Source organism: Phenylobacterium sp. 58.2.17, assembly GCF_026411515.1.
Lineage (GTDB): Bacteria > Pseudomonadota > Alphaproteobacteria > Caulobacterales > Caulobacteraceae > Phenylobacterium.
In genome coordinates this window covers 1-18,086 of sequence record NZ_JAPMTQ010000057.1, presented here as the reverse complement: position 1 = coordinate 18,086, position 18,086 = coordinate 1, and the positions used below count along the sequence as shown (strand labels likewise).

The following is an 18,086-nucleotide window of genomic DNA, read 5'->3' as shown; positions in this document are numbered from 1 at the left end:
GGCCGCGCGCGGGGGGCGCCCCCCCCCCCCCCCCGCCCGCCCCCCCCCCCCCCCCCCCCCCCCCCCCCCCCCCCCCCCCCCCGGGGCGCGTCAGCCCGTATAGGGCCGCAGCACGATCTCGACCCGACGGTTCTTGGCGCGGCCGGCGTCGGTCGAATTGTCGGCGATCGGCTGGGTCGACCCGCGGCCCTCGACATAGAGACGGTCGCGCAGCACCCCGCCGCGGCCGGTCAGGTAGTCGGCCACCGACAGCGCCCGGCGCTCCGAAAGCGACTGATTGTAGTCCGCGCGGCCGGTGGAGTCGGCGTGGCCGATCACGTCGACCAGGGTCTGCGGATAGTTGTTCAGGCTGCGCGCCACGTCGTCGAGCGCGCCGTAGAACTGCGGCTGGATGTCGGCGCGGTCGAAGCCGAAGGTCACGTCGCTCGGCATCTGCAGGACGATGTTGTCGCCCTGGCGCTGGACCTCGACGCCGCTGCCGGCCAGTTCGCGGCGCAGTTCGGCCTGCTGGCGGTCCATGTAGTTGCCGACGCCCGCGCCGGCGAGCGCGCCGATGCCGGCCCCGATCAGCGCGTTCTTGCGGCCCTGCTCGCTGCGGTTGGTGTTGGTCAGATAGCCCAGCGCGGCGCCGCCGAGCGCTCCAGCGATCGCGCCGGTGCCGGTGTTGTTGCGGACGACCTGTCCGGTGTAGGGGTCGGTGGTGGTGCAGGCGGCCAGGGCCCCTGCCCCCAGGATACAGGCCCCGAGGGCGGTCAGTTTGCGCATAAGCGATCTCCTCGATCGTGAAACTCAGGTGCGAACGCAAGCGCTACGGTCAAGGTTCCCGCGAGACGGGACGAGGGTTCAGACGTGACGACAGAGACGATCAAGCCGGTTTCGTTCAAGCGCTTCAGCGGCGACTTCGACGGCTTCTCGGGCGATCTGGGCGGGTCCTTCGCCCGCTACGGCTTCGCGGTGATCTCGGACCACGACCTGCCGCAGGCCCGGATCGAGGCGGCGCTGGCCGCCACCAAGGCCTTCTTCGCCCTGCCCGAGGCGGTGAAGCGCGCCTATGTCATCGGGACCGGCGGTCAGCGCGGCTACACCCCCTTCGGCATCGAAACCGCCAAGGACGCCAAGCACTTCGACCTCAAGGAATTCTGGCACATGGGCCGCGACCTGCCGGCCGGCCATCCGTTCCGCGAGTTCATGCCCGACAATGTCTGGCCGGCCGAGGTCCCGGCGTTCCACACCGAGATCGCCTGGCTGTTCAACGCCCTGGACGGCATGGGCCGCCAGGTGCTGGAAGCCATCGCCGCCTACCTGAAGCTCGACCGCCGGTTCTTCGATCCGACCGTGGACTTCGGCAACTCGATCCTACGGCTGCTGCACTACCCGCCGGTGCCGAAGGATGGCCCCAACATTCGCGCCGGCGCGCACGAGGACATCAACGTCATCACCCTGCTGCTCGGCGCCGAGGAAGCCGGCCTGGAGGTGCTGGACCGCGACGGCCAGTGGCTGGCGATCAACCCGCCGCCCGGCTCGGTGGTCTGCAACATCGGCGACATGCTGCAACGGCTGACCAACCATGTGCTGCCCTCGACCACGCACCGGGTGGTCAATCCGGCGCCCGAGCGCCGCGGCTTTGCGCGCTATTCCACGCCGTTCTTCCTGCACTTCAATCCGGACTACGAGATCCGCACCCTGCCTGGTTGCATCACCCCCGACCATCCCGATCGCGGCCTGGCCCCCATCACCGCCGACGCGTTCCTCAAGGAGCGGCTGCGGGAGATCAAGCTTCTTTAGCCGGAACCGCGGAACCCTTTTACAGGGACGGATTTCTCCAGGGGGCATGCGGCGGACGCGAAAAAATCCCCAAGCTTGACAGTTTTCCACAACTGATCGACCAAAGGTTGCCGAACGCCGTTCTGAAAAAGACGGAAATTTAACTGCGTGGCCCGATCTTGGGGCGCAAGAACACGGCCGGGGGATGAACATGTCCAAGCCTGGATCGGCCTCGCCGGCCGAGGCAGCGCGGCTTGCCGCCATCGCCACCCTAGATCTCGACGAGCTGAAGCCGACCTTCGAGCGGGTCGGCCGGCTGGCCCGCGCCTATGCGCGGCTGGACCTGGGCGATGTGGTGATGGTCGGCGCCGAGCGCACCTGGCACGCCAGCGTCGGCCCCAGCTGGACCGACGAACAGATCTGCCAGGACCAGTCGTTTTCCGAGGTCGTGGTCGGGCAGGACCAGCTGCTGTGGGTCGCCGACGCCCGGGCCGACGCCCGCTTCGAGCGACATCCGCACGTGGTCGGCCCCGAGGCGGTGCGCTTCTACGCCGGCGCACCGATCCGCATGGCCGACGGCCAGCCGATCGGAGTGGTCTGCGTGGCCAGCCGCGAGCCGCACGCCTATGACGGCGACCTGGCGAGCTACCTGATCGATCTGGCGGCGGTCGCCTCGAACGAGTGCTCGCGCCACCATGCCCAGCGCGATCTGGTGAAGTACGCCGGCGAGGCGCAGGCCGCCAACAAGGCCAAGAGCGAGTTCCTGGCCAATATGAGCCACGAGATCCGCACTCCGCTGAACGGGGTGATGGGCATCGCCGGGGCCCTGGCCAAGACCCCCCTCAGCCGGCACCAGGCCGACATGGTCGAGCTGATCGAGACCTCGGCCCAGACGCTCGAAGCCCTGCTGACCGACATCCTCGACCTGGCCCGGATCGAGGCGGGCCGCATGGAGATCCGGCCCGAGCCGTTCGACATGGCGACCTCGGTGGGCGCCTGCGCGGCGTTGTTCGAGGCCAGCGCCCAGGCCAAGGGCCTGAAACTGACCGTCGAGATCGAGCCCTACGCTCAGGGGGCCTTCGAGGGCGACGGCCCGCGCATCCGCCAGATCCTGACCAACCTGCTGGGCAACGCGGTCAAGTTCACGGCGCAGGGAGAGGTCCGGCTGACCGTCGCCGCCCGCCGCGACGAGACCACCACCCACCTGACCTTCACCGTGGCCGACACCGGCATCGGCTTCGACGAGGCCACCCACCGGCGGCTGTTCGGCCGCTTCCAACAAGCCGACGGCTCGATCACCCGACAGTACGGCGGCACCGGGCTGGGCCTGGCCATTTCGCGCTCGCTGGCCGAGGCGATGGGCGGGGAACTGAGCGCCAGCGCCGTCGCCGGCCAGGGCGCGACCTTCGTCCTGACCCTGGAGCTGCCGCGCCGCCACGGGGCGGTGGAGATGTGGGGCGATCACGAGGGCGCCGCCAGCGAGGAGGCCGAGCTCGACGCCATGCGGGTGCTGCTGGCCGAGGACCACCCGACCAACCGCAGGGTCGTGGAACTGATCCTGGGCGCGGCGGGGGTCGACCTGATTTCGGTCGAGAACGGCGCCGAGGCGGTGGACGAGGCCGTCCGCGGCTCGTTCGACCTGATCCTGATGGACATGCAGATGCCGGTGATGGACGGGCTGACGGCGATCTCGGCGATCCGCCGCCGCGAGGCGCGCGAGGGCCGCCGCACGCCGATCTTCACCCTGACGGCCAACGCCATGCCCGAGCACGCCGAGGCCTCGGCGCGGGCCGGCGCCGACGGCCATGTGACCAAGCCGATCACCGCCGAACGCCTGCTGCACGTGGTCGAACAGGTCTGGGCCGAGAAGTCCGCCCCGGCGCATCTGGCCGAGGTGATCCCCCTGCGCGCCTAGAGCGGCGCAAAAGCTCTAGCGGGCGAAGATGCCCATCAGCTGCGGGCGGGCGAACACCGCCGGCGCCGCCTTCTGGGTGACGTCGGGCAGCCAGAAGGTCAGCTCCGAGCCGGCGTTCAGGGTGGCGTTCAGCATCTGGGCGGCGATGGCCGCGTCCACCGGCCGGATCGAGCCTTCGACGATGCCGTCGGAGATCATCGAGGCGAAGCGGTCCGACACCCGGTCCGAATGGGCGACCTGTTCGATGCGGATCTCCTCGGGCAGGGCCGAGAGCGCCGAGACCCGCAGCAGCGGGCCGTACTGCGACAGCTGGAATTCGGCCAGCGCCGCCGCGGCGCTGGAGATCCGCAGCCACTGGTCGCCGTCCAGCGCCATGGCCAGCCGCTGCACCCGGCGCATCACCTCGAAGGTGCGGTCGAAGCAGGCCACCACCAGGTCGTCCTTGGCGTCGTTGTGGTGGTAGAACGAGCCCTTGGTGACGTTCAGCGCCTCGGAGATCTTGTTGACCGAAGCGCCGCGATAGCCGCGCGAATTGATCAGCCGCGTCGCCGCCAGCAGGAAGGTCTCGCGGCTCATCTCCGCGCCCTCCCCGGCCGCCAGCTCGGCCAGCGGCACCGAAGCCGGAGCCCAGGCCGCGCCGTCAGCCGCCAGCCCGCCGACCAGGATGTCGAACATGCGCTCGCGCACCCGGGCGTAGTCCTCGGGATCGTACTTGTGCAGCCAGGCTCCGGCCCAGAACAGCTGGGCCAGCAGCATGTGGGTGCGAGCAGTGCGGCGGCCGCGGTTCAGCCAGGCCAGTTCAGGCGCCTCGAACAGGGTGCGCACCTTGCGGAACACCTTGGCGAAGGCCTCGATCACCGCGGCGCGATGCGGATCCTTCAGCGCCCGCACGTCGGCCAAGGTCGGCATCGGCGCCCCCTCGCCGACGGCCATCAGGCGCACGCGCTCGAAATAGAGCTCCAGCAGCTTGTGCAGCCGCTCGGCCGGTGTCGGCTCGGCGACCGCGATCTCGGCGGCCTCCTGCAGCCAGCCGATGCCCCGCATCATGCAGGCGGCCGCCAGGTCGTCCTTGCGCTTGAAGTAGTAGGTGACGCTGGTGGTCGACAGGCCGACGGCGGCCGCGGCGTCGGCCAGGGTCAGGCCCTTCACGCCGCGCTGGTTCAGCAGCACCGTGGAGGCGTCAAGGATCGCGTCGCGCTTCTTGCGGAAGCGGTCCGTCGCCCTCACGCCCTTTCGTTCCGCCATTCGAGCCCCTGGTGCGCCTTGAACCGTCCCCGCCGCCTTGTCTATCGCAAGCCCCTTGCCGCGCAAGGCGTCAGCCTGACGCGAACGGGTACGGCGAGATCGACTTGGTGAAGTCGTCGACCATGAGCGTCCGGTTGATCGGTTCGGCCGCCCGCTGCGGACAGGCCGCCCGCTCGCAGATCCGGCAGGCGGGACCGATGGCCGTCGCCACCGGATCGCGCAGGTCGATGCCGCGCGAATAGACCAGCCGCTCGGCGAACTTCAGCTCGCAGCCCATGCCGATGGCCAGTTCGGTGTCGCCCTCCGAATAGGGCGTGGCGAAGCGGCTGACCGTACGCGACAGGGTGAAGTAGCGCTGGCCGTCGGGGGTCTCGACGATCTGGGTGGCGATCCGGCCGGGGGTGCGGAAACTGGTGTGGATGTTCCAGCGCGGGCAGGTGCCGCCGAAGCGCGAGAACGGGAAGGTCGCGCCCGCGAACCGCTTGGAGATGTTGCCGGCCGAATCCACCCGCAGCATGAAGAACGGCACGCCGCGCGCGCCCGGCCGCGCCAGGGTGGTCAGCCGGTGGCAGGCCTGCTCGAACGACACCCCGAAACGGGCGCGCACCAGCTCGATGTCGTAGGCGCTGCGCTCGGCCGCCTCATGGAAGGCGGCGTAGGGCATCATCACCGCCGCCGCCAGGTAGTTGGTCAGCGACACCTTCAGCAGGCCGCGCGTCGAGCGGTCGGGCGGCCCGGACCGTTCCACGAGCCCGTCGAGCAGCGGCCCGTATTCGAGGATCGCCAGCTGGTAGGCCTGGGCGAAGGCGCGCCCCTCGGCGGTCAGGGCCTCGGACAGGAACAGGCGCTTGCGGTGGTGGTCGTAGCGGCGGACCGACTCCGGCAGCACCTCGACCGGCACCACGCGGACCGAGATGCCGTGCCGCCCTGAAAGCCGCTCGCGCGCGGCCAGGGCGAAGTCGAGCGGCTCGCAGGCGAGGTCGGCGGTGAGCGCGTCGGCCGCCTCCTCCAGCTCGGCGAAGTAGTTCTTCTGGGCCTGGAAGAAGTCACGCACCCAGTCGGAGGGCAGCACCGAGGGCCCGGTCCCCGCGCCCTCCTCGGGGCGGCCGATGGCGCCGAGATCGGTCAGCCGACGCTGGTCGAGATAGGCGCGGTAGAGACGGACGATCGCCTCTGACACGCCGGGCGCGCTCTCGGCCACCTCGGCGATCTCGTGCCGTGCGACGCCGAGATCGCGGAACATCTGGTCGGAGAACACCTCGGACAGGCCCGTGGCCCCGCCGTCCTCGGGGTCGGTCGCCAGGCTCTTGAGGTCGAGGTCGTAGGCCTCGGCCAGACGCAGCAGCACCTGGGCGGTGACCGGCCGCTGGTTGCGTTCGAGCAGGTTCAGATAGCTGGGCGAGACGCCGAGATCCTCGGCCATCCGCGTCTGGGTGAGACCAAGATCCCGACGCAGGCGCTTGAGGCGCGCGCCCAGGAACAGCTTCCGGTCGGTGGTGGTCACGGCCATCTTGTCGAGTTGTCACAGATTTACATCATTTACAAGGTTTCGCTGTGACAAGTGAGCCTTCTTGCACGCCGCCCGCCCTTCGCCGCCGGACCGCCAACGGCTAGGTTCGATGGACGGCTCGTTCAGGCGGGCCGGCGAGATCGGTTTTCACAAGACTCAGTTCCGGCGCGAGCCGGGGGAGCAAGAGACCATGACCAAGGAACGGTTCTGGGTTGTCGGCGGGGAGTACAGCTGCCTGGCCTTCACCAAGCTGAAGAACGGCGCGCCCCAGGTGCTGGGGCCGTACGAGAGCCGCGACGAAGCCAAGCAGGCCTGGGCGAAGGTGTCCGAAGAGACCCGCAGCCAGGCCACCATGCGCTTCGCCATCGCCTCCGAGCAGCTCGTATTGCCGGCCTAGCGCCATCCTTGAGTCACGGGACCTCGCGTCCAGTTGTCTCTCCTTGAGCCCGTCCCGTTCTTCGGGGTGGGGCGGGCTCACTTTTTGAGTTCTTGCCGCGGCGGCCAGCCCCGCGGACACGGCATCCGGGACCTCCGAAAGGGGGGCGGATAGGGTGACGGGCGGGGAAGCTTGTATTCGGTCGCTTCCCTGCCCCGATCACCGCCGGCGCGCATCTGGGCGCATACGAAAAAGGGCGTCCCGCGCGGGACGCCCTTTCGCGTTGGATCGTCAGCCTCGAGCCTACTTCTTGACCCAGGCGCCGCCGGCGTCCTGGTAGAAGTCGCCCGGACGCAGCTTGCCCTGGACCACAGTGCGGAAGGCCGAGGCGCCGGCCGCGGTAGGACTGACGCCGTTCTGCGTAGCGGCCTGGGCGTAGAGCTGGCGGCGGCCGGCGTTGATCTCCGCCACGGCGGCGCGGACGTCGGCGCTGGCCGCGCCGGCGTTGACGAAGCCGAGGAAGCCGTCGTTCTGCTCGCCGACCACCCCCTGGGCCTTGGCCGCATCGACCGCGGCCTTGGCGGCCGCCGGATCGGCATGGGCCGCGCCGGCCAGCGAGAGCGTCACGACCACGGCGGCGACGGGCGCCATCAAATTGCGAAAGGTCATGCTCATTCCCCTTAGAACAGGTTCGGATTCTGCTTGATCAGCGCCTTGACGTCGTCGTCGAGGCGCAACCGGACATCGGCGTCCAGCTTGGCGTAGATCGAGATCGGCGCCACCTCGACCCGCACGGTCGGCGTGCAGGCGCTGGTTAGGGCCGCTCCGGCCAGGACCGCCACGGCTGGCAGGGTTCTCATCATATGGTGGTCTCCAAATTCACAGCCAAGGTGGATCATTCCGGCTGAACGGCTTGTGAACCGCGCAACGCCTGGTACTCGCCGAAGTCCTTCAGGATCTGATCGAGATTCAAGCTGGTATCCAGCGTCAAGTCGACCTTGGTGCCCGACGGCAGCGGCAGCGACCGGTTGAGGAAGTTGCGGCGGATCAGGTCCATCAGGGTCAGGCGGATCTCCTGCTTCTGCGGCGGCGTGTGCTCGCCCTTCAGCCGCATGAGCACGCCCAGCCGCCCGTTCTCCAGGCTGTTGACCTCGGCGTCGAGAGTGTCGAAGGCCAGGTGTTCCATGGCCTGATAGGCGAACTCGCTGAAGGCGTTGACCTCGCCAGTCTCGGTCGCGACGGGCGCGACCGGGACCGTCGGCGCGCCTTCGACCGCCGCGCCGACCACCTCGCCGCCCTGCGCCGCCACCGGCACCAGCGCCTCGCGCAGGATCGACAGCCGGCCCGGCTCGATGGCGCGGAGACGCCCGGCGGCGACCCGCACGCCCTCCGGACGCACCTCGAACGGCACCCTGCCGGTCAGCTTCGCCTCCAGGTCGACCCGGTCGCCGAAGGGCGAGGCCTCGACCAGCTCCTTGACCTGCACGCCCTCGATATTGAGCACGCCCGACCACGGCTCGCCGGGCTTGAACGGCACGCGGAACGGCTCGAATGACAGCGTCCCCCCGCCCATGGCCAGCCGCGCGCCGCCGACGCTGACCGCGTCGGGATCCAGGCCGAAGACGACATCGACGTCGGTCAGCGGCACGAGGCTGTTGATCGCCTGCGCCTTCAGCACCTGCCCCGGCGCGGCGGTCAGCGGGATCAGGCTGTCGAACTCGGCCCGCCCGGCTAGCCCCTGCACCGGCCCCATCGGGCTGACGAAGTCCATGCGCTCGACGCTCAGCGTCCCGTGGCTGGTCGAGCTGCCCGGCGCCCAGGCGATCTGCCCGTCGAACCGGGCCCGTCCGTTGGCCGGCGAGGCGACCATGGCCGCGAGCGGCGACAGGCCGACCGGCTGCAACCCGCCGTCCTCGAAGGTCAGCATTCCGGTGCCGAAGGCCAGCGCCCCGCGCCCGTCGGCGCGGTGCTGCAGGTCGCCGCTCGCGAGCCGTCGCCCGGCCAGGTCGGTCAGCGCGAAGTCCGCGGTCCAGCCGCCGTTACGGGCCCGGGCCCGGCCGCTGGCGCGCACCGGGTTGAAGCGGGTTTCGGCGGCGGTGTCGTCAAGCCGCGCGGCGGCGATTGCGACCTGGCCGTTGATCGCAGCCCCTGCGCCGGAGAGGTCGATTGAGCCGGAGGCCTGCGAGAGGCGCGCCTCCAGAAACGGCAGCTCGGCCGCAATGCTCCGCGCCTGGCCCCGCAACCGCCAGCCGCCGTCCTTCAGGCTCAGCAGCGGCGCGCCCGGCGCCGGGCAGACCTCGCCGGCGGCCTGTTCCAGATCGCTGTCGCCGAGCTCGACGTGGCCGGCGCTCAGGCTCACGCAGCGCGCAGCGACAAACGTGACGGCGCCGCCGGCGATCCGCACCTCTCCCGCCGCATCGAGGCTGGCCTGGCTGACCGGGGCGAAGCCGCCCTTGGCCTGCAGCGCCGCCGTCGCCACGATCCCGTCCTTCGTCAGCCGGTAGCGCGACACCGCCAGGCTCGCCTCGGGCAGCCCGCCGCCGCGGACCAGCACGTCGAAACCGCCGGCGCCGTCCGCATAGATCGGCCGGCCCGAGGCCTGGGAGAGTTTAAGCTCTCCGCCGCTGGCGGTCCGCACCACCGCCGGCTGCGCCAAGCCAACCGAAACGCCGTCGCGCGAGGTGTCGACCGCGATCGAGCTGGCGGTCAGCTGGAAGTCGGCCAGGGCCCGCTTGAGCGCCGCTGTCTCGGCCGGATCGCTCGCCGTCGCCGGCCCCAGACCCGACCAGCCGCCGCGCGAGGCCAGCGCCCCACGCAGCGCCAGGTCCACGCGCTTGCCGTCGAACGCCGCCAGCCCGCCGAACTCGCCGCGGGCGTCGCTGAGCCGGAGGTCGCCGCCGCTCGCCCGGTCGGCCGCGACGCGGCTGCTGATCTCGGCCGAGACCACGTCGCCCGCCCCGCGCGTCCAGCGCAGGTCGCCCAGCGAGGCTTGCCCCGTCAGGCCCGCCAGGGTGAAGCCGGCCGCCTGGCCGCCGCGCGCGCCGACCTGCAGGTCGCCGTCGCCTTCCAGCACCAGGGTCTCGATCCAGCCACGGGTCGCGCCGTCGAAATTGGCGACCAGCCGCACCTCGTCCAGGCCGTCCTGCCCGAAAGTCGCGCGGGCGGCGGAGGCTTCCAGCCGCGCCATCACCCGCCCCTCGCCGCGCTTGCGCACGGTGTCGGGATAGGGCCCCTGGACCGACAGCCGCACGCGGCCGCCCTGCGCCTTGAACCCTTGCGCCTCCATCGTCTCGACCGGCGCCGTCAGCAGGATGTCGACCCGGCCGCGCGTGGTCGCCAGCCGCAGGCTGACCTCGCCCAGCCGCGCGGCGAGGCCCTCGCCCTTCAGCGCCACGGGATCGAGCTGCGCGTCCATCGCCATGAGCCGCCCGTCGGCCAACCGCGCGTCGGCCCGGGCTTTCAGCAGCCCGTAGTCGGTGTCGAGCCGCACGACCCCGCGATGGATCTCCACCCGCGGCTGCGGCCCCTGCGGCTGCGGCGGGCGGCTGGTGAACTCCTCGATCAGCGGGTCGAGCGTGCCGAGCTTGAGCTTGCCGTTCCGGAACGCGCCCTTGACCACCGGGCGGTAGAGCTTGACCGACGTGACCCGCACGCCGGGCGCCTCGCCCGACCAGAAGCCGGTGAGGCCGTAGCGGACCTCGACCCGTTCGACCGAAACGTCCGGATCCTGCTCGGGACCAGCGCGCACCCGCGCTGTGAAACCGCCGAACTCGAACTCGCGGAACTCGACGTCGGCCGGCACGCCGCGCGATTCCAGCCAGCCGACCAGCAACTCGCGGGCGATCGCGCGGCGCGTCAGATAGACCACGCCGCCGGCCACGACAGCCACGATCACCCCGGCGGCCACGACGGTATGGACCCGGCGCCATCTGCGCCGGGCCGCCCGTGACGGCGGGTTAGTTTCGGACTCGGTCAAACGCGACGCCTGCTGCTCACCAGCAGTTGATAACGCAAAACCGTCGAAAGCGTGGCCGTCTGCTGGAAGTTTACAGGCCCCCGGTGGTGGCCAGGGCCACGCCGCCATCGACGGCGATGGTCTCGCCGACCACGTAGTCGCCGGCCCGGCTGGCCAGGTAGATTGCGGCGGCGGCCATGTCCTCGTCGCGGCCGATGCGGCGCGAGGGGATGCGCTTGGCGATCTCATCGCCCTGGTCGCGGGCCACGCGGTTCATCTCGGAGGCGAAGGCGCCGGGCGCGATGCCGGTGACGTTGATGGAGTCCTTGATCAGCTCGGCGGCGATCCGGCGGGTCAGGTAGATCAGGCCCGACTTCGAGGCATGATAGGAATAGGTCTCCTGCGGGTTCAGGCGGATGCCGTCGATCGAGCAGATGTTGATGACCTTGGCCGGCTGGTCATGGCTGGCGGCGGCCTTCAGGGCGCCGTGCAGGGCCTGGGTCAGGAAGAACGGCGACTTCAGGTTCAGGTCGACGACCTTGTCCCAGCCGCTCTCCGGGAACTCGTCAAAGGGCGCGCCCCAAGCCGCGCCGGCGTTGTTGACCAGGATGTCGAGCTTCGGCTCGGCGTCGGTCAGGCGCTTGGCGAGCGCCTTGCACCCCTCCACCGTCGAGACGTCCTGCGGCAGCGAGATGCAGCGCTCGCCGAGCTCGGCGGCGGTCTCGTCGCAGGCGGCCGGCTTGCGCGAGGAGATGTAGACGCGCGCCGCGCCCGCCTCGAGGAAGCCCTTGGCGATCATCTTGCCGATGCCGCGCGAGCCGCCGGTGACGAGGGCCACGCGGCCTTCCAGCGAGAACAGTCCCTGAGCCATGTCTTGCTTCCCCTAAGGTGATGTCTTTAAGGCCTGATAGACCGCCGTTCGACGCTCGAAAACCCTACGGATTTTTGACTCGCGCCGGCCAAGCGGGGCCTGTAAACAACCGTTTGAATCCAAGGGCGGCCACGCCACGAGCCGTCCCTCCCCAAGCAATCGAGGATGCGCCACATGGCCGAGATCAATTCGGTGACCGACCTCTCGCTCGACGGCGACGTCGCTGTCATCACGCTCAACTCTCCCCCGGTGAACGCCCTGTCGGCCAAGGTGCGCGAAGGCCTCTACGAGGGCTTCAAGGCCGCCATCGCCAACGACGCGGCCAAGGCCATCGTGCTGATCTGCGAAGGCCGCACCTTCATCGCCGGGGCCGACATCACCGAATTCGGCGGCGCCATGGCCGGCCCGTCGCTGTTCGACGTCCAGGAGATGATGGAGAACTCGCCCAAGCCGGTGATCGCCGCGATCCACGGCACCGCCCTGGGCGGCGGGCTGGAAGTGGCGCTGTGCGCACACTACCGCGTCGCCGTTCCGTCGGCGAAATTCGGCCTCCCGGAAGTGAACCTCGGCCTGCTGCCGGGCGCCGGCGGCACCCAGCGGCTGCCGCGCGTGGCCGGCGTCGAGAAGGCCCTGGAGATGATGACCTCGGGTCGTCACGCCCCGGCCAAGGAAGCCCTGGCCATGGGCCTGATCGACGAGCTGGAAGACGAGGGCAAGCTGAAGGAAGGCGCGATCGCCTTCGCCCGCAAGGCCGTGGCCGAGAACAAGCCGCTGGTGAAGGTCCGCGAGAACAACGCCAAGCTCGAAGCCGCCAAGGGCAAGCCCGAGATCTTCGCCGACTTCCGCAAGGCCAACGCTCGCAAGTTCCGCGGCTTCCTGGCCCCGGAATACAACATCCGCTGCATCGAGGCGGCGGTGAACCTGCCCTGGGACGAGGCGATCAAGGTCGAGCGCAAGCTGTTCGGCGAACTGATGACCGGCCCGCAGTCGGCCGCCCAGCGCTATTCGTTCTTCGCCGAGCGCACCGCCCAGAAGATCCCGGACGTGCCGGACGACACCGCCCTGATCCCGATCAAGAAGGTCGGCATCATCGGCGCCGGCACCATGGGCGGCGGCATCGCCATGAACTTCGCCAACGCCGGCATCCCGGTGGTGATCGTCGAGCAGAAGCAGGAGCCGCTGGACCGCGGCCTGGCCACCATCCGCAAGAACTATGAGCGTACCGCTTCGCGCGGCGGGATCACCGCCGCCCAGGTCGAGGAGCGCTGCGCGCTGATCACCGGCTCGCTGTCGATGGAAGACAGCTTCAAGGACGTCGACCTGGTGATCGAGGCCGTCTTCGAGCGGATGGACATCAAGAAGGACATCTTCACCAAGCTCGACGCCATCTGTAAGCCCGGCGCCATCCTGGCCACCAACACCTCGGGCCTGGACATCGACGAGATCGCCTCGGTGACCAAACGTCCCGAAAGCGTCATCGGCCTGCACTTCTTCTCGCCGGCCAACGTGATGAAGCTGCTGGAGATCGTCCGCGCCGATCACACCTCCAAGGAAGTGATCGCCACCTCGATGAAGCTGGCCAAGCAGATCGGCAAGGTCGCCGTGCTGGTCGGGGTCTGCCCCGGCTTCGTCGGCAACCGCATCCTGGGCGCCCGCCAGCGCGAGGCCCAGAAGCTGGTCATGGAAGGGGCGATGCCCTGGGACATCGACCGCGTGCTCTACGACTTCGGCTTCCCGATGGGTCCGTTCGCGATGAGCGACCTGGCCGGCCTCGATATCGGTTGGGTGAAGGAAAAGTCGAACGGCGCGACCATCCGTGACGTGCTCTGCGAAGCCGACCGCCGCGGCCAGAAGACCGGCGCCGGCTACTATGACTACGACGAGAACCGCAACGCCAAGCCGAGCCCGTTCACCGAGAAGGTGATCAACGACTTCATCGTCAAGTCGGGCGCCAACCCGCGCAAGATCAGCGACGAGGAAATCCTTGAGCGCTGCATCTACCCGATGATCAACGAGGGCGTGAAGATCCTCGAAGAGGGCAAGGCCATCCGCGCCAGCGACGTCGATGTGGTCTGGCAGAACGGCTACGGCTGGCCGGTCTATCGCGGCGGCCCGATGCACTACGGCGACCAGGTCGGTCCGGCCAAGGTCCTCGCCAAGATGAAGGAATTCCAAGCCACCATGGGCGACCAGTTCAAGCCGGCCGCGCTCCTGGAAAAGCTTGTCGCTGAAAACAAGAAGTTCGCCGACCTCTAAGGCGACGTCGATCTGAAGCCCGCCCCCGGCGTCCGCGTCGGGGGCGGGCAGGACTCCCCTCCCAACTCGTTAGGATGCACTCCAATGCGTGAAGCCGTCATCGTCTCCACCGCCCGCACCCCGATCGGCAAGGCCTATCGCGGCGCCTTCAACAACACCTACGGCGCGACCCTCGCCGGTCACTCGATCGCCGCCGTCGTCGAGCGCGCGGGCGTCGACCCGGCCGAGATCGACGACGTCGTCTTCGGCTGCGCCCTGGAGCAAGGCACCACCGGCAACAACATCGCCCGCCAGGCGGCCCTGCGCGCCGGCCTGCCGGTCACCGTCTCGGGCATGACCCTGGACCGCCAGTGCTCGTCGGGCCTGATGGCGATCGCCACCGCGGCCAAGTACATCATCAACGACGGCGCCCCGATCGCCATCGGCGGCGGCGTGGAGTCGATCTCGCTCGTCCAGAACGACAAGATGAACCGCTTCATGGCCGGCGACCCGTGGCTCGGCCAGCACGTGCCGGCGCTGGCGACCTCGATGATCGAGACCGCCGAAGTCGTCGCCGAGCGCTACGGCGTCAGCCGTGAGGCCCAGGACGAGTACGCCCTGCAGTCGCAGCAGCGCACCGCCCAGGCCCAGGCCGAAGGCCGCTTCACCGCCGAGATCGCGCCGATGACGACGATCATGAAGGTGCTGGTGAACAAGGAAACCGGCGAGACCGCCGACAAGGAAATCACCATCGGCATGGACGAGGGCAACCGCCCGCAGACCACCCTGGCCGACCTGCAGAAGCTGAACCCGGTGTTCAAGGGCGGCCGCTTCGCCCCGGAGGGCAAGTTCATCACCGCCGGCAACGCCAGCCAGCTGTCGGACGGCTCGGCCGCCGTGCTGATGATGGAACGCAAGGAAGCCGAAAAGCGCGGCCTGACCCCGCTCGGCGCCTACCGCGGCATGGCCGTGGCCGGCTGCGGCCCGGAAGAAATGGGCATCGGCCCGGTGTTCGCGATCCCGAAGCTGCTGGAGCGCAACGGCCTGACCGTCGACGACATCGACCTGTGGGAGCTGAACGAAGCCTTCGCCAGCCAGGTCCTGTACTGCCGTGACAAGCTGGGCATCCCGAACGAGAAGCTCAACGTCTCGGGCGGCTCGATCTCGATCGGCCACCCCTACGGCATGACCGGCGCCCGCTGCACGGGCCACGTCCTGCACGAAGGCAAGCGTCGCGGCGCCAAGTGGGGCGTCGTCACCATGTGCGTCGGCGGCGGCATGGGCGCGGCCGGCCTCTTCGAAATCTTCTAAGAGGACGGAAAGCCGCGCCCATCAGCAAGGAGTCGCCGAAATCGCTCGGCGATTTCGGTGGGGCGCGGCGGTCCGCTTCGAAATCTTCGAAGAGGACGGTCGATCAAGGCTGCAGAAGGGCCGCTCCCCAGGGGGCGGCCCTTTTTCGTGGGCGGCGGGTCATCGAATACCCGCCATCGGAGGCGCGTACGCCTCGCCCGCTGGGCGGAATATCGCGCGGGCGGCCTATTCACGCTAGGGTGGCGCGGGGCTCCTGGAGGGCCTCGCCTGGACCCAACCCTTAATGATCCTCTTCGCCTCGGCCGTCGTGCTCCTCCTGCTGGTGCTGAACGGCCTCTTCGCCATGTCCGAACTGGCGGTCGTTTCTTCCCGTCGCGCCAAGCTGCAGGCCCGCGCCGAGCGCGGCGACAAGGGGGCCGCCGCGGCCCTCCGGCTCTCGGAAAACCCCACCCGCTTCCTCGCCGCCGTTCAGGTCGGGATCACCCTGATCGGCATCCTCTCGGGCGCCTACGGCCAGGCGACCATCGCCGCCGAGCTCGACCACATGCTGGAGACGATCCCGGCCCTGCACGACTATTCGGAGCTGATCTCCACGGCCATCGTCGTCGTGGTCATCACCTATCTGTCGCTGATCGTCGGCGAGCTGGTGCCCAAACGCTTCGCCATGGTGTTCCCCGAGACCATCGCCGCGCTGGTCGCCCGACCGCTGACGCTGCTCGCCAAGCTGATGGGCCCGTTCGTGACGCTGCTGACCGCCTCGACGGTCGGCGTCCTGCGCCTGCTCGGCATCCGTGACGAGAAGGGCGAGCAGATCACCCACGAGGAGGTCGAGACGGTCCTGGCCGAGGGCGCCAGCGCCGGCCTGATCGAACCCGAGGAACAGGCGATGATCGGCGAGGTGCTGCGCCTGGGCGACCGCCAGGTGCGCGTAGCCATGACCCCGCGCCGCGACATCTACTGGATTTCGCTGTCCGACACCCACGAGCAGCAGCTGGCCGACATCCGCGCCTGCCCCTATTCGCGCATCGTCGTCACCGAGGGCGCCGACGTCGAGGAGCCGGTCGGCGTGATCCACAAGAAGGATGTGCTCGACGCCATCCTCGACGGCAAGAAGCCTGACATCCAGGCGCTGATGGCGACCCCGATCTACCTGGTCGAGACCACCTCGCTGTTGCGGGCGCTGGAGCTGCTCAAGCAGACCCCGCTGCACATGGCCCTGGTGGTCGACGAGTTCGGCGCCCTGGAGGGCGTGGTCACCCCGACCGACCTGCTGGAAATGATCGCAGGCGACTTCGATGAGGCGCACGACGCGGCCACCCCCGAAGCGATCATCAAACGTGAGGACGGCAGCTACCTGGTCGACGGCCGCGCCGAGGTCGACGACCTGGCCAAGGCGCTGGGCGCCGACTTCACCGAGACCAGCCAGTTCCACACCGTCGCCGGCCTGGTGCTGCACGAGATCGGCCGCCTGCCGACCGAGGGCGACGTGTTCGAGATCGCCGGCTTCAGGGTCGAGGTCATCGACATGGACGACCGCCGCATAGACAAGCTGCTGTTCACCCCGCCGGCCGATCCCGACGGCCCTAGCCTGAGCGACATGCTGTCGTCCTGAACCGCGACGCGTGACGTCTGGACGCAGGCTGACGGTCAAGCTCGGCAACCCTTCCTCAACCCTAACGGCGTGGAGTCCCCCGCACGGGGTGGGCCTCTTTGGTTTTGGGAGGGGTCCGATATGGACAAGGGTTTCAAGCGCGGCCTGGCGGCCGCGGCGCTGCTCGTGCTGGCGGCGTGCGCCAGCACGCCGGGCTCCAAGGGCGGCGGCGGGCCAGCCAGCGCCCAGGTCGACCGGCGGCTGGAGACCCAGGCCGCGGCGTTCGAGAGCTTCATGCGCAACGCCCGCGGCATCGATGCGACGTTCGCCAACCCTGCGGCGGTGGCCGAAGGCCTGCGCATCGGCTCGGGCTACGAGCCCAAGCAGCTCGAGGCCGGCATGGTCGCCTATGCGGCCCTCGCCGCCCTGCAGGAGCCGAAGTTCGTGGCCGGGGTGCGCAAGGCCGCGCAGGACAAGTCGGGCAAGGGACTGGCGGCGCGCCTGGCCGCGCGGCCCGATCTGGCTGCGAGCCTGCCCGGCGCCGACGCCGGAGCCGCCCGCGCCAGCGCCGCGCTCTATCGCCAGGGCGAAGCCCTGGAGGCCAGCGGCAAGCGCGTGAAAAAGGCCTCCTACGACATCCAGCGCCAGGCCTGGGCCAAGGTGTTCGTGCCCGACGCCAGGGCGCGGCTGACCCGGGTCAAGCAGATCTCCAGCGCCGGCTACCGGCCGGCCGGCGGCGACCAGGCCCAGCTCTATTCGACCCTGGCCCAGGGCGGCAAACGCGGCGGCGCGGCCAGCCCCGTGGTCTCGCGCGGACTGGCGGTCGCGGCCCTGAGCGTAATGGGCGAGAGCGGCCGCGCCGGAGCGCTGATGAGCGAACCGCGCAGCGGCATGTGCGTGCGCGTAGCCAAGCTCAACCTCTACCAGTGCCTGGCGGCGGCCGGACCCTATTACGAAGACATCTACTGCCTGGCCCAGCACGCCATGCTGGAGCCGGCCGGATGCGCGACCGACGCCGTGCGGCCGATCCGCACGGCGCACCGTTGAGCGATTTCCCGCCCCACATCTGTCGAAGTCCGAGCTAAATTGGCGCGCGCGCCGCGGCGGCGCGGGAGAGCCAGATGTCCGAGCGCGACCAGAACGACAATCCGTTCATCCGATCCAGCCCCTGGGGCCGGGCGAAGGGAGCGGCGCCGTTCGGCTATGCGCTGACACCGGGCCAGAGCTCCGGCGAGCCCCAGCCGGGCGCGCCGCAACCGGCGCCCCAGCCGGCGCCTGAACCCCGCCCCGCTCCGCGCCCGGCAGTGCAGGCC

At 69.8% G+C, this 18,086-nt stretch carries 14 protein-coding genes and 1 pseudogene; 8 read left to right on the top strand and 7 right to left on the bottom strand.

The window, feature by feature from the left end; all coding sequences use genetic code 11:
• Nucleotides 1-90: 90 nt before the first annotated feature.
• On the bottom strand, nucleotides 91-765 hold the full coding sequence (locus OUA97_RS21300) for an OmpA family protein (RefSeq protein ID WP_267234073.1): 675 nt from the start codon (nucleotides 763-765) through the stop codon (nucleotides 91-93).
• An 84-nt stretch (nucleotides 766-849) separates the two neighbouring features.
• Between OUA97_RS21300 and OUA97_RS21295 the strand changes: the two genes are divergently transcribed.
• Together OUA97_RS21295 and OUA97_RS21290 are read left to right on the top strand one after the other, a co-directional pair.
• On the top strand, nucleotides 850-1,785 hold the full coding sequence (locus OUA97_RS21295) for an isopenicillin N synthase family dioxygenase (protein WP_267234072.1): 936 nt from the start codon (nucleotides 850-852) through the stop codon (nucleotides 1,783-1,785).
• A 190-nt stretch (nucleotides 1,786-1,975) separates the two neighbouring features.
• Entirely contained in the window at nucleotides 1,976-3,679 is a 1,704-nt protein-coding gene (locus tag OUA97_RS21290; RefSeq protein ID WP_267234070.1) for a GAF domain-containing hybrid sensor histidine kinase/response regulator, read from the top strand.
• A gap of 15 nt (nucleotides 3,680-3,694) precedes the next feature.
• Here OUA97_RS21290 and OUA97_RS21285 read toward each other — a convergent pair whose 3' ends face one another.
• A complete protein-coding gene (locus tag OUA97_RS21285) occupies nucleotides 3,695-4,924 on the bottom strand; it encodes a TetR/AcrR family transcriptional regulator (protein WP_267234069.1) in 1,230 nt (409 codons plus the stop codon).
• Nucleotides 4,925-4,994: 70 nt separating this feature from the next.
• Complete coding sequence (locus tag OUA97_RS21280) at nucleotides 4,995-6,434, bottom strand: helix-turn-helix domain-containing protein (protein ID WP_267234068.1); 1,440 nt, start codon at nucleotides 6,432-6,434, stop codon at nucleotides 4,995-4,997.
• Nucleotides 6,435-6,624: 190 nt separating this feature from the next.
• Here OUA97_RS21280 and OUA97_RS21275 point away from each other — a divergent pair, with 190 nt between their 5' ends.
• Nucleotides 6,625-6,831, top strand: coding sequence for a hypothetical protein (locus tag OUA97_RS21275; protein ID WP_183776214.1), 207 nt, complete (start codon nucleotides 6,625-6,627; stop codon nucleotides 6,829-6,831).
• A gap of 282 nt (nucleotides 6,832-7,113) precedes the next feature.
• Here the strand turns inward: OUA97_RS21275 and OUA97_RS21270 are convergent, their stop codons facing one another.
• The 4 genes from OUA97_RS21270 to OUA97_RS21255 form a co-directional block, all read right to left on the bottom strand.
• Nucleotides 7,114-7,479, bottom strand: coding sequence for a YdbL family protein (locus OUA97_RS21270; RefSeq protein ID WP_267234067.1), 366 nt, complete (start codon nucleotides 7,477-7,479; stop codon nucleotides 7,114-7,116).
• Nucleotides 7,480-7,490: 11 nt separating this feature from the next.
• The gene (locus OUA97_RS21265; protein ID WP_183776208.1) at nucleotides 7,491-7,673 is read right to left on the bottom strand and encodes a YnbE family lipoprotein; all 183 of its coding nucleotides are present in this window, start codon (nucleotides 7,671-7,673) and stop codon (nucleotides 7,491-7,493) included.
• 32 nt (nucleotides 7,674-7,705) lie between these two features.
• Nucleotides 7,706-10,786, bottom strand: coding sequence for an intermembrane phospholipid transport protein YdbH family protein (locus OUA97_RS21260; protein WP_267234064.1), 3,081 nt, complete (start codon nucleotides 10,784-10,786; stop codon nucleotides 7,706-7,708).
• Between the two features lie 70 nt (nucleotides 10,787-10,856).
• On the bottom strand, nucleotides 10,857-11,636 hold the full coding sequence (locus OUA97_RS21255; protein WP_267234063.1) for an SDR family oxidoreductase: 780 nt from the start codon (nucleotides 11,634-11,636) through the stop codon (nucleotides 10,857-10,859).
• 174 nt (nucleotides 11,637-11,810) lie between these two features.
• On the opposite strand from OUA97_RS21255, the gene OUA97_RS21250 reads away from it, so the two are divergent.
• The 5 genes and pseudogenes from OUA97_RS21250 to OUA97_RS21230 form a co-directional block, all read left to right on the top strand.
• A complete protein-coding gene (locus tag OUA97_RS21250) occupies nucleotides 11,811-13,892 on the top strand; it encodes a 3-hydroxyacyl-CoA dehydrogenase NAD-binding domain-containing protein (RefSeq protein WP_267234062.1) in 2,082 nt (693 codons plus the stop codon).
• Nucleotides 13,893-13,976: 84 nt separating this feature from the next.
• Entirely contained in the window at nucleotides 13,977-15,182 is a 1,206-nt protein-coding gene (locus OUA97_RS21245) for an acetyl-CoA C-acyltransferase (protein WP_267234061.1), read from the top strand.
• A gap of 283 nt (nucleotides 15,183-15,465) precedes the next feature.
• The gene (locus tag OUA97_RS21240) at nucleotides 15,466-16,794 is read left to right on the top strand and encodes a hemolysin family protein (RefSeq protein WP_267234060.1); all 1,329 of its coding nucleotides are present in this window, start codon (nucleotides 15,466-15,468) and stop codon (nucleotides 16,792-16,794) included.
• 120 nt (nucleotides 16,795-16,914) lie between these two features.
• Nucleotides 16,915-17,820, top strand: a complete 906-nt coding sequence (locus OUA97_RS21235; protein ID WP_267234058.1) for a hypothetical protein — start codon at nucleotides 16,915-16,917, stop codon at nucleotides 17,818-17,820.
• Between the two features lie 74 nt (nucleotides 17,821-17,894).
• Nucleotides 17,895-18,086 (top strand): annotated as a pseudogene (locus OUA97_RS21230) (hypothetical protein); the annotation flags it as partial.

Excerpts from the sequence above, each read along its gene's own strand:
- OUA97_RS21300 (WP_267234073.1), bottom strand. The coding sequence starts at position 765 with ATGCGCAAACTGACCGCCCTCGGGGCCTGTATCCTGGGGGCAGGGGCC.
- OUA97_RS21290 (WP_267234070.1), top strand. The coding sequence starts at position 1,976 with ATGTCCAAGCCTGGATCGGCCTCGCCGGCCGAGGCAGCGCGGCTTGCC.
- OUA97_RS21240 (WP_267234060.1), top strand. The coding sequence starts at position 15,466 with ATGATCCTCTTCGCCTCGGCCGTCGTGCTCCTCCTGCTGGTGCTGAAC.
- OUA97_RS21245 (WP_267234061.1), top strand. The coding sequence starts at position 13,977 with ATGCGTGAAGCCGTCATCGTCTCCACCGCCCGCACCCCGATCGGCAAG.
- OUA97_RS21280 (WP_267234068.1), bottom strand. The coding sequence starts at position 6,434 with ATGGCCGTGACCACCACCGACCGGAAGCTGTTCCTGGGCGCGCGCCTC.
- OUA97_RS21285 (WP_267234069.1), bottom strand. The coding sequence starts at position 4,924 with ATGGCGGAACGAAAGGGCGTGAGGGCGACGGACCGCTTCCGCAAGAAG.
- OUA97_RS21250 (WP_267234062.1), top strand. The coding sequence starts at position 11,811 with ATGGCCGAGATCAATTCGGTGACCGACCTCTCGCTCGACGGCGACGTC.
- OUA97_RS21270 (WP_267234067.1), bottom strand. The coding sequence starts at position 7,479 with ATGACCTTTCGCAATTTGATGGCGCCCGTCGCCGCCGTGGTCGTGACG.
- OUA97_RS21235 (WP_267234058.1), top strand. The coding sequence starts at position 16,915 with ATGGACAAGGGTTTCAAGCGCGGCCTGGCGGCCGCGGCGCTGCTCGTG.
- OUA97_RS21265 (WP_183776208.1), bottom strand. The coding sequence starts at position 7,673 with ATGATGAGAACCCTGCCAGCCGTGGCGGTCCTGGCCGGAGCGGCCCTA.
- OUA97_RS21255 (WP_267234063.1), bottom strand. The coding sequence starts at position 11,636 with ATGGCTCAGGGACTGTTCTCGCTGGAAGGCCGCGTGGCCCTCGTCACC.
- OUA97_RS21275 (WP_183776214.1), top strand. The coding sequence starts at position 6,625 with ATGACCAAGGAACGGTTCTGGGTTGTCGGCGGGGAGTACAGCTGCCTG.